General features: G+C 49.5%; 9 protein-coding genes. 8 read left to right on the top strand and 1 reads right to left on the bottom strand.

Features of this window, described 5'->3' with window-relative positions; genetic code table 11:
• Nucleotides 1-10 precede the first annotated feature (10 nt).
• The 5 genes from CJA_RS15680 (at nt 11) to CJA_RS15660 (ending at nt 5,957) form a co-directional block, all read left to right on the top strand.
• Entirely contained in the window at nt 11-1,000 is a 990-nt protein-coding gene (locus tag CJA_RS15680) for an ROK family protein (RefSeq protein WP_012488829.1), read from the top strand.
• A complete protein-coding gene (locus tag CJA_RS15675) occupies nt 993-2,243 on the top strand; it encodes a family 4 glycosyl hydrolase (protein WP_012488828.1) in 1,251 nt (416 codons plus the stop codon). The genes CJA_RS15680 and CJA_RS15675 overlap by 8 nt, the downstream gene beginning before the upstream one ends.
• 32 nt (nt 2,244-2,275) lie before the next feature.
• Entirely contained in the window at nt 2,276-2,977 is a 702-nt protein-coding gene (locus tag CJA_RS15670; protein ID WP_012488827.1) for a phytanoyl-CoA dioxygenase family protein, read from the top strand.
• A 6-nt stretch (nt 2,978-2,983) separates the two neighbouring features.
• Nucleotides 2,984-4,183, top strand: coding sequence for a sedoheptulose 7-phosphate cyclase (locus tag CJA_RS15665; RefSeq protein ID WP_012488826.1), 1,200 nt, complete (start codon nt 2,984-2,986; stop codon nt 4,181-4,183).
• An 88-nt stretch (nt 4,184-4,271) separates the two neighbouring features.
• On the top strand, nt 4,272-5,957 hold the full coding sequence (locus CJA_RS15660; RefSeq protein ID WP_041552555.1) for an alpha-amylase family glycosyl hydrolase: 1,686 nt from the start codon (nt 4,272-4,274) through the stop codon (nt 5,955-5,957).
• A 107-nt stretch (nt 5,958-6,064) separates the two neighbouring features.
• Here the strand turns inward: CJA_RS15660 and agd31B are convergent, their stop codons facing one another.
• Nucleotides 6,065-8,515, bottom strand: coding sequence for an oligosaccharide 4-alpha-D-glucosyltransferase (gene agd31B, locus CJA_RS15655; RefSeq protein ID WP_012488824.1), 2,451 nt, complete (start codon nt 8,513-8,515; stop codon nt 6,065-6,067).
• A gap of 343 nt (nt 8,516-8,858) precedes the next feature.
• On the opposite strand from agd31B, the gene CJA_RS15650 reads away from it, so the two are divergent.
• The 3 genes from CJA_RS15650 (at nt 8,859) to CJA_RS15640 (ending at nt 15,685) form a co-directional block, all read left to right on the top strand.
• Nucleotides 8,859-11,501 carry an alpha-amylase family glycosyl hydrolase gene (locus CJA_RS15650; protein ID WP_158304078.1) on the top strand — a complete coding sequence of 881 codons (2,643 nt, stop codon included), beginning with the start codon at nt 8,859-8,861 and terminating at the stop codon, nt 11,499-11,501.
• 544 nt (nt 11,502-12,045) lie between these two features.
• Nucleotides 12,046-15,045: a TonB-dependent receptor gene (locus CJA_RS15645; RefSeq protein ID WP_012488822.1), complete on the top strand. Its 3,000-nt coding sequence runs from the start codon at nt 12,046-12,048 to the stop codon at nt 15,043-15,045.
• 358 nt (nt 15,046-15,403) lie between these two features.
• Complete coding sequence (locus CJA_RS15640; RefSeq protein WP_012488821.1) at nt 15,404-15,685, top strand: hypothetical protein; 282 nt, start codon at nt 15,404-15,406, stop codon at nt 15,683-15,685.
• Nucleotides 15,686-15,758: the final 73 nt, after the last annotated feature.

Raw genomic sequence — 15,758 nt, 5'->3', positions numbered from 1 at the left:
GAGCACCGGTATGGATAGCATAGTGGTTGATATCGGTGGAACCAATTTGCGCTGTGGTATTTTTGCCAAGGGCCAGTTGCAGCAAGTGAGCCGAACCAAAGTCAATAATTTTATCAATGCCAGTAGTGCGGAACCGAGGGCGCTATACCAATCCTTTATGGATCAGCTCGCCTCGGCGCTGTCGCCTTATTTGCGCGATTATCCGGATTATCCCCTGGCCTTATCTTTCCCGGGGCCTATCAGTCCCCAGGGTGTTGTGTATAGCGCGCCCACACTCTGGGGCAACCATCTGCAGAATATTCCTTTCCTGGAGGATTGTTCAGCCTTGCTGGGGCGTCGTGTGCTGTTGATGAATGATATTAGTGCAGCAGTATGGCGTTACGTGGAGTCGCAACAGGATGCATTTTGCATCTTCACGATTTCATCGGGTGTGGGTAATAAAATTTTTCGCCAGGGCAATGTTCTCTTGGGTGAGTTGGGCCAGGGCGGTGAGCTGGGCCATCATCGGGTTGAATACGGTGATAGGGCATTACCTTGTGACTGCGGTGGAAAAGGACACCTGGGTGCTATGGCTTCTGGTCGGGGATTAGTGCAATTGGCAAAACACCTGGCGGGAGAGCAGGGTTCGTCATTTGCCCGCTCTTACCTGGGGAATCTTGTGCAGCATAATCCTGCCGCTATTACCAGCGAATACCTGGTAATAGCCCTGAAACAGGATGATCCATTTTGTCGGGAGGTACTTGTATCAAGCCAACAGTATTTGGTTCAGGTGATGAGCAGCCTTTATCACGCCATGGGATTGCAGCGGTTTATTTTTATTGGCGGTTTTGTCGCTGCCCTGGGCGATATCTACCTGTCGAGTCTGCGCCAATTATTGGTACAGGAATCCTGGTTTGGTTTAACTGTTGAGGACATGTCCAGGGTGTGTGAATTGGGCGCCCTGGATGATGACCATTCGTTGATTGGCCTGGGGCGCTATATGGAGGCTCACCATGGCTAAACCCGGTTTATTTATCCTGGGTGGCAGTACCTACTACACGCTCCTGCTGTTTCAGGCGATGAAGGATGTTGCGCTGGATCAACACCTGGGGCGTATCACCCTGTTTGCGCGCAACGAATCGCGATTGCGTACCCTGGTCAGTTGTGGAACAGAACTTTTTGCCGGCAGCCTGAGGGTTGATTACAGCTTGCAGCTGGAGGATTGCCTGTCTTCGGAATACGCCCTGATCTTTAACCAGATGCGTTTTGGCGGGTTAAAAAGCCGTGACCAGGACGAAAAAATAGCACTGGATGTGGGGCTGTTTGCGGATGAGACACTGGGAATTGTCGGCGCCAGTAATGCGGTCAGGACGATAACCGCCCTTAAACCTTTTTTGGAATTGATACAGCAAAAACAGGGTTCATATCAATTTATTAATTTTACCAACCCGTGTTCTATCGTCACGGAATACATAAAGCGGCACTTTGCCATTCCCGTAGTGGGTATCTGTGATTACCCGCAGATGATGCGTCATTCTATTGCACACTATTATGGTGTGGCTGTTGCCGATGTGGATGCGCGCTATTTTGGTATTAACCATTTCGGTTATCTCTATGACGTCAAAGTAAAAGGTGAGGATAAACTGGCAGAACTCTGTCGCACACCACTGCCATTCAAGCCGGATGTTAATCGCTATTTTAATAACCTGCTTAATATTTCCTGGCATTACTTATTTGAACAGGATACGGCCGTACAACAGCAGCGCCAGAAGGCCAATCGCGCCTCCCAGCTTCTGGATATAGAAGCGGAACTGGATCAGTGTGTCGAGCGGCACGGCCCCAACCTTGACAAGGTCATGGCCATTTTACATCGGCGCGAATGTCACTGGTTTGAATTGGTAGTAGCTCCTTTGTTGCGTGCATTGGTTACCGGGCTACCTCATCAGGAATATCTCAACCTGGTGTGTGAAAGTCCGCTTTCTCTAGGTGAGCCTACGGTGATCGAAGCTAATGCAAGCATTCATTCAGGTTGTTTGGTCGTTGACGATCTGCCAATACGCTTGGTGAAAGACCCGGAATTTATGTGGGTACAACAAATGAAACTGGCTGAAACGCGCATGTTACGCGCTATTTTAGCCCGGGATTTTGATGGTGTGGTTACTGCCTGCCTGATAAATCCGCTGATCGCGAATAAAAACAAAATAATAAAATACTTTGCTTGCCTCAATCAGGTAGATGAGGCGTTTAACACTATTTTTAATTGATAAATAAACTCTTTAACTATGAGGGAATTTTTATGAGTGCCCGTTTTTTATTTGACCGAAAAAAGTTTAATGAGCAGGGGGTTGTACATCTTCCCGCTTTTTTTAAAGGTGAGTTTTTGTCCGGCATCCAGGCAGATATCCATGCCTTGATTGACGATCAATCCAAGATGGTCGATCGCACCAATTCCGAGCATTTTTTTAAGAAGTATCAGTCGACCAGTTATTGCTTTGTCAATAAATTAGGTGAGTTCGATTACCTGGCAAAACTGGCGGGTGACCCCCTGCTAAAACTCTTGCTGCAGGAAATCTTTCCCGCGGGCCATGAGTTCCACCTGTCACTGGTGCAGCACAATAAAGCCAGCGAAGGCCAGGCGATTCCCTGGCACCAGGATGTACACCATGAAAAAGTGAAAGCGGGAGAAATGTATAACTTCCTGATTTATCCCTTTGATATCGATGAGGACTCGGGGGCATTGCACTATGTGCCTGGCAGCCATGTGGCCGGCCGTTTGCCTATTGGCGAACCCCATGACCCTATTCCCGGTACGGTAAAGATTGCGCCCAAAGCTGGCGATTTGATTATTTGTGATTGCCTGACTTTCCATCGGGTTAACCATAACTTTACCAACAAGGACAGAACATCCATTAACTTGCGATTCCGCTCTGCGGCACTGGACCCATCACTGACCAGCATTGGTGTATATCGCAACGGCCAGGTTAACTACGCGGGGTAATTTTTTATGGCACATATCAATATTGTGGCGGGCGGTACACGTTCGCGCGCCGGGCGCCTGAGTGTGGATGCCTTTGCAGACTTCGGTTACCAGATCCTGAACCAGGAACATATCTTTGATGTGAAAAACGCTGTGCTCAGCGATCTGGTTGGCAACAAGCGCGCACTGTTTGTGGTTAGTCCAACGGTGTATTACCTGTATGGTGCGGATATCAATACCTATTTGGCCCATCACCTGCAACAGGGCCAGTATCGCATTGTGATTTCTCCCTCAACGGAGAAAAACAAGAATATGGATGCACTGATGATGATATGCAATGAGGCCAGGGATTTCCGCCTGGATCGCGATGGCCTGTTTGTGGCCATCGGCGGCGGCATTATCCTGGACCTGGTGGGGTTTGCGGCATCCATGTACCGTCGCGGTACTAAATATATCAAGATCCCCACGACCCTGGTTGGCCAGGTTGATGTTGCCGTTGGTGTTAAAACCGGCCTTAATTTTGGCAATGCCAAAAATATCCTGGGAACCTACTATCCGGCCTACGCTACATTGAACGACAGCAGTTTTCTGAAAACCTTGCCCTTGCGCGAACTGCGCTGTGGATTGGCCGAGGTGATTAAGATGGGGCTGGTCACGGACAAAAGTATCTTTGATCGCCTTGAAAACATTTATGCGACCAGTTCGGCGATTAACCCCGGTGAAATTGATTACGGTATTTATGTCGATGCCATGTTGCGCATGATTGAGGAGTTACAGCCCAATCTGCTGGAAGTGCAATTGGAGCGTATTGTTGATTTCGGTCATACCTTTAGCATGCGCTTTGAAACAGATACCTATCATCGCCTTGAGCATGGAGAGGCTGTGAGTATCGATATGGCTTTATCCTGTTGTATTGCCCAGCTGAAAGGCATGATGGCAAGTGATGATTGCATTCGTGCCATTACCCTGCTCAAACAAGTCGGTTTACCTATTTTTGACGAGTGCTGTACGCTTGAATCGCTCAAGGGATCGATTGATGATGTGTGCCTGCATCGCAATGCGGTAAACCTGGTATTGCCAACCCGCATGGGGCAGGGGTGTTTTATCAAGCAGCCGGAAGAATTGCCGGATGACCTCCTGGTCAATGCATTAACGATGCTGAAAAACTTTTCAGAAGAATCTGTTGAGATAAGTAAATTATCTTCCCATCAGCAAGTGATTGCCTAGATGATACCGGGCAGGGAGCAAGGGGCGAGAAGGATCTCGTTTTTTAATAAATTGTGAGATAACTCAGGTAGATAATATGTATAAAATAATGACGAAAAAATCACTATTGGCACTGGCCGCTCTGGGGCTTTTATCAAGTTGCGCATCACCCCCTTCTGCGAATAGGGACGCGACAAACCTCAACGCCTATGGAACACTCAACCCTTTTGCCAGCGAACAAATTTATTTTTTGCTGACAGATCGCTTTGTTGATGGCGACCCTGATAATAACCAGGTCAACCAGGGTGGGAAATATAAAACCTTTAATATTCCGCTGATCGGACCGGAAGGTAAGCAGGCCAATATTGGCTATATGGGTGGAGACTTCAAAGGTATTATCAATAATGCCCAATATATTAAAGATATGGGCTTTACCGCGCTGTGGACTACGCCGATTGTGGATAATCCTGATGAGGCTTTTAGTGGTGGGGAACCTACCAAATTCGGTTCTGTTGGCACCGATGGCGGTAAAACCGGTTACCATGGTTACTGGGGCGTTAATTTCTACAAGGTCGATGAACACCTGGAGTCCCCGGATCTGGCATTTGCGGACTTTACCCGCATCCTGCGTGAAGACTATGACCTGAAATACGTATTGGACATTGTGGCCAACCATGGTTCACCGTCTTACTCCATGCCGGTTAGCCAGGCGTCCATGGGCAAGCTTTATGACGAGCAGGGCAGGTTGGTGGCAGATCACCAGAACCTGTACCCCGACAAGCTCGACCCAAACAATCCCCTGCACAAATTTTTCAATACCCAACCCGGTTTGGCACAGCTTTCGGACATCAATGAGAATAATCCGGAAGTCCTGGATTATTTTGTGAATTCCTATTTCAAATGGATTGACCAGGGTGCCTATGCCCTGCGCGTCGATACCATCAAGGAAATGCCCCATCACTTCTGGAAAAAAGTAGCGGATCGCATTCGCGAACGTCATCCGGATATGTTTATGTTCGGTGAGAGCTATTCCTATGAAGCCAGCTTTATTGCACAGCACACCCGTCCGGAAAATGGTGGATACAGCGTTTTGGATTTCCCTGGGCGCCAGGCCATAACCAGTGTGTTTGAGAATGATGAAAGCGACTATGCTTCCATTTTGTCTTATCTCCACCTTAAGGATGGTATGTACCAGAACCCGTATGAACTGGTTACCTTTTATGATAACCATGATATGGCGCGTATGAATGCGTCTGATCGCGGTTTCGTGAATGCCAATAACTGGCTGTTTACCAGCCGCGGTATTCCCTGTATTTATTATGGTTCCGAAGCCAACTTCTCCACCGGCCTGAAGGAGCATGAGGGTAATCGCAATTATTTTGGACAAGCGCGTGTCAATGCCGCTAAAAACCATGTTGTTCACAACAACCTGACCCGCATTGCCCATGTGCGCAAGGATAATGTTTCCCTGCAGCGCGGATTGCAGGTTAACCTGGTGTTCGCAGGAAATATTGCCAGCTTCTATCGCATCTACCAGCAGGATGGCGTTAATCAAACGGCCCTGGTGGTATTGAATAAAGGTGAGGCCGCAGAGTCGGTTACCCTGGATAAGATGTTGAATAGCGGTCAGTGGCGCGATGCGCTCAGTGGCAAGAAACTCCAGGTCAGTAAGAAGCAAAAAAGCCTGACCCTGGATGTTCCTGCCAATGGTGTGCGTGTATTGTTGCTCGATGCACCTATCACTAACCCTGACTTGATTGCAGAAGTGAAGCACTCCATGGCTGCACTTTTTTAAGCGTGTTGGGTTATTGCGATTTAGATTGTTGGTAGCATAAAAAAGCCCCCGCCATCATGGCGGGGGCTTTTTTATTGGGTCAGATTTACCCGTGACCCGATGCTGACTTAATGCAACCTGAGGTTAAGCGCTTCTCTTCCCCAGGTAAACACCAGTTGTAACTGACGACGCTCCTGGTCGTAACACGCCAGGGCTGGTGTGCTTGCACAATCAGCCTGTGCAATGGCAATCGTTTTTCCATTGATGTCCAGATGCTGGTATTGGTCACTGGCATTATGGATAACCAGGGTTGTTGCCCGGCGCTCCGGCATGCCACGATAACCCTTGCCTGTGCGCGCCAATTGGAAATGCAGTTGGTTGTCTGTATGGGTAGCTTGCAGTGTCAACAGGTCAAACTGATTGCGTTTGATACTGTTGGGGTCTTTGCCATCGTCTTCAAAGATTTCACCCTGCGCCAGGGGAACACTGGCATCTGCATAGTAATGTATTTCAAGGCTGTCACTGCGATAGTCTTCGGTGGTTGAAACGGCAGGGACATAGGGCATAAACGCACCGGCTTTCACCAGCACCGGTATGGTGTGAAGATCGGTTGGCAGGGTCAGTGGCGCACCATCGGTTTGGTAGCGGGTGTCTTTCCAAAAATCAAACCATACACCCTTGGGGGCGGGGATGCTGACGGATTCAACTCCGGCCTGGGTTATCGGTGTGACCAGGAGTGAATCGCCCCAGAAATAACTGGTTTTGTTATCAATCAGCGCCGGATTTTTTTCATCGCTGAAAAAGAGCGGGCGCATGAGCGGCATACCGGTAAGTGTGTTTTGATAGGCGGCGGTATAAATATAGGGCAGCATGCGGTAGCGCAATTTTACCAGGGGCCGCAATATGGCTTTGGTCTCTTCATCCTGGAATACCGGTTCCGAGGGAATATGATCCTGGCCGTGCGGGCGATAAACCGGTTGGAATACACCGTATTGCAGCCAGCGAATATACATTTCCTTATCGAGGGTTTCACCATCGGCAAATCCACCTAGATCCGAGTGGATATAACCAAAGCCAAGCAGGCTCATTTGCAATGCCAGTTCCACCTGTGAGGCCAATCCGCCCCAGGTGCGACTGACATCGCCAGTCCAGGGAATCATGCCATAGCGTTGCGAGCCGACAAAACCGGCGCGCATCATAATGAATGGGCGCAATTCGGGAAATTGATCCAGCTGTTGTTGGTAGAGCATTTCGGCCCAGCGGTGACCGTAGGCATTGTGCACTGTATCGGCATCACCTATGGCGTGCTGGGTATCTTCCGGATGCATTTCCGGTTCACCCAGGTCGCCCCACCAGCCCGCGACACCTTGCTTGGATAAGTCTTTATAAATAGAGGAAAACCAGCGGCTACCTTCTTTTGAAAAAACATCAATAATGCCGCCATTGCCGAAATAGAGTTCGAAGGCTTTAGGCTGGCCTTGCGGGTCTTTGGCCAGGGCCTTGGCTTTGACCGCATCATCCCAGCGTTTTGATGAGGTGAGTACAAATGGTTCCGTGATTAAAACTGTTTTGACACCTTGCTGTTTAAAGTCAGCCATCATGTCGAGCGGCGTGGGAAAGTTTTCCTTGTCCCAATCAAGGTTGCCCATATGCCCTTTAATATCTTTGCCGAACCAATAGAGGTCCAGCACTATGGTGTCAAGCGGGAAGTCTTCGGTTTTGTATTTTTGTACTGTGGCCCGTGTTTCCGCTTCGCTGCGATAGCCAAAGCGCGATGCAAAACTGCCTAATGCCCAGCGCGGTGGCAAAGGTTGCCTTCCGGTGACCTGGGTAAAGTTTTCGATCAGTGAGGGATAGCTATTACCTGCAACAAGGATATAAGCGCTGCGCCCGCTTTTGGCTTCCAGCTGGAGTATATCGCTCTCTGTTTTACCGATATCCATAGCACCTGACGCTGAGTTATCAAACACCAGGATATATTGTTTGCTTGACATGATTGCCGGCAGGCCGAAATACATCTGGCCGGAGTGATCGCTGTAGCCGTAATGGGCGCGGTTATAAAGTGGAAAGCGTTGGCCGCGCCTGTCCATACCCAGGATGCGTTGCCCACCGCCGAGGATTTTTTCACCGGGTGACAAGTAGAAACGGAAATTAATCTTATCGGTATTGACCTGAAAACCGGATTCCTCGGCAAGCAGCAATTCACTGTCGCGATAATAGGAGATAGCGAAGGGGCGCTTTTGGATTCGGGCTGTTAAGGTCCCGCCGGAAAATTGCAGATGATTTTCGGTTTCCGTCAACTGCGCTTTTATCGCGGATTCTGGTTGGGCCAGGGCGAAGGAAGGCAATTGCTTGCTATCGGCTCTGTAGAGCACTTCAATAGCGGCCTCTGACTTGAACTGCAGGCGTATATTGCCCTGGTTTGTGGTGATAACCAGCCCGTCATTGCGCAGTTTGTGCTCTTTATAAAAAACCGCATCCGGGTGTATCTCCCGTTTGACCGGATTACCCATGGTTGGCAGGGAACTGCCAAACAACATTAAAAAAATTGGACTAAATCCTGCAATTCGTCTAAACATGAAGCTGTCCTTTGGTATGGCGCGAAAATAAAAGATGAATTAATTCCATTCTGTTTATCGGTGTTCTGCGCTATTTTGTGCGAATAGGGAACACCCTGTGCATCCAGGTAAAATGCCCGCCGAATATAGGGGATTTACCCGGCTGCTTCTCCATGAATACGTATGTAGGCAATTGAGCGGCGGCAACAGGTTTATTATCCTCTCCCTGTTTAAATGGGGCATTTTTTCGTTCGTTTTCTCTGCATAGATTTTTCTCCCGTCGAGAGAGTGGCAGTATTGAACCATGCACACCTGGCTGTGCAGGTGCCCCAATTTCTTTTTGTTAATAATAAGGGAAATAGCTATGAACCTAGCGCCGCTATGGGGGGCAATGCTATTGCCGGCCTCACTGTTGTGTACGACCTTTGCCCATTCAGCGGAAGTGCCTTCGTTGGAGGATTGTTTGCAAAAGACATCCCTGGTTGATGATGTCCATTGCAATAAACAATTAAGCCTGCAAGTTGCATCGCCGGAATGGCAAGATCAAATTATTTACTTTGTGCTGGTCGATCGCTTTTTTGATGGTGACCCATCGAATAATGACCAGGGTGCTGGAGAGTACGGCCCGCAAATTGATGGCCATTTTAGTGGTGGTGATATCAAAGGCATCATCCGCCAATTGGATTACATCCAGAACCTGGGCGCTACTGCACTGTGGACCACACCGGTAGTAGCCAATATGTGGTGGGATCCGCGCGTGAACTACGGCGGTTATCACGGTTATTGGGCGCGTGACTTTAAAGCTGTTGATGAACATTTTGGTACCCTGGCGGATTATCGTCTGTTGTCCCATCAATTACACCAGCGCGGCATGTACCTGATCCAGGATGTTGTTGTTAACCACGTTGGCAATTTTTTCAGTTACGTGGGTGGCTATGATGCGCAGGACCCAACCCGTTATTTTTCACTCAATACCGGTGCTGTGCCCGGCTCTGCCCCGACGCAATATCCCTTTAGCCTGAACAATATCAACGACCCTGCACACCGCGCTGCGGCCATTTACCATTGGACGCCGGAAATCAAGGATTTTTCGGATCGCGTGCAAGAGACAACCTTCCAGAGCGGGATGTTGAATGACCTGAATACGGAAAACCCTGTGGTGCGCGATGCGTTAAAGGATTCCTACGCCTTCTGGATTAAAGAGACCGGCGTCGATGCCATCCGGATTGATACCGTTAAATACGTGGAGCCGGATTTTTATACAGACTTTTTGTACGGCAAGGAGGGATTGACCGCGGTTGCCAAGTCCCTGGGGAAAGATCATTTTTTCAGTTTTGGCGAGGTGTATTCGACCTCATCCCCCTATGGCCTGGAAGGTGAGAAGAAAATACTGCAATACCTCGATCAGCAGGATACGCGCCTGATCGATGGCCCGATTGGCTTTCCGCTCTATAAAGATATCCATCGCGTGTTTGCCGGTAGCGCCCCTACAGCCTATATCGCCTATCGCTTAAAGGCCCAAATGGAGCATTACCCCAACCCGCATTTGGCAGTAAATTTTATTGATAACCACGATGTGGAACGCTTTTTATCCGGCGGCAGCCTGGATGGTTTTAAACAAGCCTATGCCTTGATGTTTACCGTACCGGGCCTGCCGACCATTTACCAGGGCGATGAGCAAGGATTTTCGGATGCCCGTCGCGCCCTGTTTGGCGGAGGTTATAAAAACGAAAAGGATCAATTTAATACCGCGTCTGATTTATATCTGTTTATCCAGTCGCTGGCAAAGCTGCGCAAAAGTGATCTGGTATTTTCGCGCGGTGATTTGAATATCCTGGCATCCAGCGAAAATGGCCCGGGAATCCTGGCCTATACCCGGCAGTACCAGGGTAAAAAAGTCTTTGTGGTGTTTAACTCATCGGATAACCCAACACTGCTCAACCAACTGGCAACGGGATTCTCTGCGAAGGAAACGGTGAAGCTGTTATTTGCGCATAATATTAGCGGCCAGTTTGATACGGCGGCGGACGGTACCCTGACCAAACTGATGCCGCCACGCTCTATCATGGTATTTGAAGCTGAACCCCTTGACGAGGGTAAGCAAGTCCCCGAGTCCAGTGCATCCTTAACCATAGATACGCCGGTGGCAACCTATGTGAATCAGCGGTCGGCGCATTTTGAAGGTAAGGCTTCCCGTCCATCAGCCCGTCTGCTGGCGATTGTGGATGGCCAGGTGAAAAATGCCACCGAGATCGTTACCGATGAGCAGGGCAGTTGGTCGGTTGATGTGCCCGTCAATAAATACGGTGAGCACAAACACACCCTGGAAATTTACTGGCCGGAACAAAACCTGGCGACGGAAACCCTGGTGTTCACCGCGCGTTATCACCTGGTCGATAGCCAGCGGCGTGTTAAGGATAAAAAGGGCGATGATCGCGGCCCGGATGGAAAATACCGTCGCCCCCTGCATCCCACCATTGGATGCCAGATGGATATTACCGAGGCATCGGTGATTGTCAGTGGCAAGTACATGGAGATGACCCTGGCGATGTGTGATGTCTCCGCGCTGTGGGACCCACCAAACCACTTTGACCATGTTGCCTTTAGTATTTATTTTTCCATTCCCAATACAAAGGGCGCCACTGCCTTGCCCTTATTGCAGGCAAATTTCCCGGATAAATCCGGTTGGAACTTTGCACACATTGCCTATGGTTGGGGCAATTATATTTATTTGAGCGATGGTGCCAGTGCGGCAAAAGAAGGACAAAAGATTAGTGTTGCACCGGGTATCCTTGTCGATAAGGACAAGAAAACCATCCGGTTCCAATACGATGCCGATCTTATCGGTCTGCCTTCCTGGAAGGGGGTTAAGGTATATGTCACCACCTGGGACAAGGGCGGTGAAGGGGCGTACCGCGGTTTAACCCGGGAGCCGGGTATGTGGACTTTCGGCGCACCAAAGCCGAACTCCCCGCTGATTCTGGATTCGCTGGTTATTTCCTTGTAGGTTGCCTTGCCCTTCCAGGGCAATTGACCAAATCCGTTACCCGGGTTTGGTCAATTGCTCCTGCTGCTATGTCCTGTGCTTATCCCCATCCGCCATCCTTTCTCCCTCATTGTTACCTGGATTATCTGTGTTTAGTTTTGTAATCGTATACAAATTTTGCGCTTAAAAAATGATCTTTTGGTCAATTTTTATGTGTGAATAATTGATCTGTTTTTCAGTAATTTATTGAAAATAAAGTATTTTTTATTTTTTGTTGGTTTTTTATTAATAGGGTTATGTTGATTTAAGCAGCTTTTATTCGCTAAATTTTCATACAAAATGTTGTAAACGGTTACATTTTTGGCCAGAATTGGCGCCCGTGATTATCTATCACAGCGTCCCTATAAGAATTATTGCAAGACAGGGTAGAGGGATGTCGCTACCCAATCACTAGCCGCAGTTAATCCCACTCTGGCGCCCTTTCCCAATACGGGTTTTTACCTGTAGGGATAGGCCTTGCCTAAAAAAAGGTTGCTGCGGCCTCATCACATGCGCGAGGTATTCGATGAGCTCACTGGTATTTAAAAAGAAAAAACTGTCCATTTATGTAGCTGCCCTGTCCATGGCCGCTATGGGAATGCCGGCCCTGGCTCAGGGCACGGGCGATGAAAACATTGAAGAAATTGTTGTTACCGGTATTCGCGGTTCACAAAAAGCTGCCGTGGATGTTAAGCGTAACGCAGCGAATGTTGTTGACTCGATTGTGGCAGAAGACATCGGCAAACTGCCGGACGTAACGATTGCCGACTCACTCCAGCGCGTTACCGGGGTGCAAATCCAGCGTACCGCCGGTGAGGGTTCGGTATTGAACGTCCGCGGTATGCCACAGGTATTAACCACACTGAACGGCGAGGCTTTCCTCAGCCCATGGGCGATCACCGGCGTACAGGCTAACTACTCTGACATCCCGGCCTCCATGGTGTCCGGTGTGGATGTGTTGAAGTCGCAATCGGCTTCTACCACCGCGGGAGGCATTTCCGGTGTCGTGGATCTTAAAACCCGCCGTGGCCTGGACCTGGATGAGGGCTGGACGGCTACCGCCGCTATCGAAGGTTCCGAAGGGTCTATTACCAAAGACACCAACCATGATGTTAACGGCTTTGTGGGTTGGAACAACGGTGACATCGCATTCACGTTGGGCGCCTTCCATTCCAATACCAATGCAGCCAACTATCAAATGTATGAGGATTCGCGCCTCGGGTTTGTGAATACCGGCGGCGACCCGCTGGACCTGAACGGCAATGGCAAACTGGATGATCGCTATCTGGTGCCTGCCGGTTATGGCGTTAAGGCATTTGTAATGGAGCGCGAGCGCCAGGGGCTTGCAACCTCATTCCAGGCGAACCTGTCAGACTCACTCAAGTTTACCAGTGAGCTGTTCTATACCAAGATGGATCAGTACGATCGCGGTGTAGAAACCCAATTTAACGGTAGCAACGACTCCAATTACGATGTGTTGCGCCCGGGCACCCAGGCTCGCCAGGAAGCAGTTGTTCCCGCTTCGGGCAGTACACCGGAGCGCGTTATCCATTCTGTACAGGTTGCGGTTGTCGAAGCACCGGATTTCCAGGCGACCACCAAAAGTATTCAAAACCACACCGATGCCATCAATGCGAATTTCCAGTTGGAATTTGATAACGGCGGTGCCTTTTCGGGCAGTGTGCGCTACGTACACGCCGAAGCGGAAAAAGAATTTGAGCAGGCGACTTTCCAGCAGGGCACCCCTGCCTGGTATTGGATTGATGCTGACGGGGATAATCAAAATGATCCGCGCGATCCCTTCTGGGTCACTGTGGATTACACCAAAGAGTATCCAACCTTCTCTTACAATGAAGACCTGTCCGGTATTGATCGTTTGAACCTGTTCCAGGCATTCGCCATCGGGCAAACCGACAAGGCAACTATGGATGTATTGCGCGCTGACGGCCATTATGAATTCGAATGGAATACCTTCAATTCTGTGGATTTCGGTGTGCGCCTGGATCGCCGCGATGTGGATAGTAAGAAATATGATTACCTGACGCCTACCGGTCGCTACTCTACCTGGGCGGATCCGACGGTTCCCGAGGAGGACTGGTATCAAATGCTGCCCGGTGATTATGTGTGGCAGCGCTACCCTGACTGGTACGACTTTAAAGGCAATGCCCAGCTTGGCCAGAACCCTTTCACTGACTTGCAAAGCCAGTTGATTTCGTACAGCGACTTCGGCCCCTTCAAAGGGTTCGAGTCCGGTGTTGCGGCACTGGACCCCAAATCGCTGGATGATGTGAATGGCTTTATGAACTTCATCTATCCCGGTGCGACAAAATTTGCGGACCCGGCCAAGGCCTACTCGGTCGTGGAAGATACCGCGTCTGTGTATATACAGGGCAATTTTGAAAATAGGGACGCTGCGCTTCCCTTCTCGGGCAATGTCGGTGTGCGCGTTGTCGAAACCCGTCGCGAGGTGGTTAACGCTGTATATGACGCAGGTGCAGTTCCGCAGGAAGGGACCTATTACGGTGGCGGTTACCAGGCCACACTGGGGCAGCCACAGGGCTGGCAAGTGATGTACAAAACCCTGGGAACCGAAACAACTAAGACCTCCTTTGTTGATGTATTGCCGTCAGCCAACATCAACTTCTTCCCCCATGATGATGTCATCGTTCGCTTTGGCTACAGCAAAACCATGAGCCGCAACGACCTGGTCAATGTGGGAGAAGGTGAAACCCTGTGGTACCAGGAATACAAGGTTTATACCCCCGATGGCGACCGTGAAGATGCGGATGGCAAGTACAAGGTAGTGACCAGCCCCGGCGGTGGTAATGACCAGGGTAACCCTTACGTTAAACCCTGGCGTGCCAATAACTGGAACCTGTCTACCGAATGGTACTTTGCAGATGGCGCTATCCTCGGTGTGGGTGTATTCCTGATCGATGTGGAAAGTGCAACCGAAACCCTGCAGGAAGCGCGTGCCTATCCTGACTCGGATGGTGTCGTACGCCGTACTGCCAACGTCTGGACAACCCAGAACGTATCTGCATCTGACCTCAAGGGTATCGAGTTTGGCTACAAGCAGCCGTTTGACTTCCTGCCAGGTATCTTTGGCAATACCGGTATCGAGTTCAACTACACCTACTCTGATAGTGATTCCGGTGATGAAGACCTGGAAGGTAACAGCTTCCCCCTGCAGTCCAACTCCAAGCATCAGTACAACGCCATCCTCTGGTACCAGGGCGACAAGCTCAGTACGCGTATCGCCTACAACTGGCGCAGCGAAATCTACCAGGGCCGGGTAGGGCTGAATACCAATGAAGCCCCCATCAGCCTGGGCAACTGGACAGAGGCGGCCGGTTATCTCGATGCTTCCGTCAACTACGACCTGCTCGACAACCTCACGGTTTACCTGCAGGGCACCAACCTGACGGAAACCAACTACCGCAACTATGCCCAATTTGAAAGCCAGTTCCACTCGCTTTCAGTACAGGAGCGTCGTATTGCCGTGGGATTGCGTGTACGCCTCTAAGTCCTGCTTTAGGCGTATAGGTCCAAGCAAAACCCGGCTCGCCGGGTTTTGTTTTATGGGGGCCCTAATTGTTTCTTGAGGTGACAGAATTCGCCGTATTTGTGAAACCGGTATCTTTTTTCATAGATTTTTTCATTTTTAAAAATAATATTTTTAATTTAAATAAGTTATATTTAGGAAATAAAGTTATATAGCTGTGCCAAGACTCCATCGGGTGCTTATTTATAATTCATTGATTTTAATCATAAATAACGATTTTATTTCAGTTTAGACTTCCCTCCGTAAACCCACATGGGGAGAAAACAGCGAGGCTTGGCCTCTATATCAGCATATTTATTGTGTTGAAACCGATTACATAATGTTCCATTATTGGGGCAACAAGGTGCCGGGTAACCCCCAGGTACTTGCCGCTGACGCCATTGCGATACATACCGACGGCTGGCGGCTGGAAATGTCGATTAATAACTATAAAACCCTATCGGGAGATCCACGCTATGCCAACACATGCATCTACTGCATTTTCACACGCCAGTTTCCCACGCAATCACTGTCAGGCCATGGGCTTTCTATTGGCTTGAAAATTCCAGAGCTGTTGCTCAACCCCGTTTGGCTTCCAACCAATAACAAAGCCACGGGCTAGCTATGCCTTGCCGGTTTGTATTGTTGTGCATTGACCGGTGATAACGAATAACACAAAACGATAAATGAGGAAG

The organism is Cellvibrio japonicus Ueda107, from assembly GCF_000019225.1.
GTDB lineage: Bacteria > Pseudomonadota > Gammaproteobacteria > Pseudomonadales > Cellvibrionaceae > Cellvibrio > Cellvibrio japonicus.
This window is presented reverse-complemented; position numbering and strand designations above follow the sequence as displayed.

Excerpts from the sequence above, each read along its gene's own strand:
- CJA_RS15670 (WP_012488827.1), top strand. The coding sequence starts at position 2,276 with ATGAGTGCCCGTTTTTTATTTGACCGAAAAAAGTTTAATGAGCAGGGG.
- CJA_RS15650 (WP_158304078.1), top strand. The coding sequence starts at position 8,859 with ATGAACCTAGCGCCGCTATGGGGGGCAATGCTATTGCCGGCCTCACTG.
- CJA_RS15680 (WP_012488829.1), top strand. The coding sequence starts at position 11 with ATGGATAGCATAGTGGTTGATATCGGTGGAACCAATTTGCGCTGTGGT.
- CJA_RS15645 (WP_012488822.1), top strand. The coding sequence starts at position 12,046 with ATGAGCTCACTGGTATTTAAAAAGAAAAAACTGTCCATTTATGTAGCT.
- agd31B (WP_012488824.1), bottom strand. The coding sequence starts at position 8,515 with ATGTTTAGACGAATTGCAGGATTTAGTCCAATTTTTTTAATGTTGTTT.
- CJA_RS15675 (WP_012488828.1), top strand. The coding sequence starts at position 993 with ATGGCTAAACCCGGTTTATTTATCCTGGGTGGCAGTACCTACTACACG.
- CJA_RS15665 (WP_012488826.1), top strand. The coding sequence starts at position 2,984 with ATGGCACATATCAATATTGTGGCGGGCGGTACACGTTCGCGCGCCGGG.
- CJA_RS15660 (WP_041552555.1), top strand. The coding sequence starts at position 4,272 with ATGACGAAAAAATCACTATTGGCACTGGCCGCTCTGGGGCTTTTATCA.
- CJA_RS15640 (WP_012488821.1), top strand. The coding sequence starts at position 15,404 with ATGTTCCATTATTGGGGCAACAAGGTGCCGGGTAACCCCCAGGTACTT.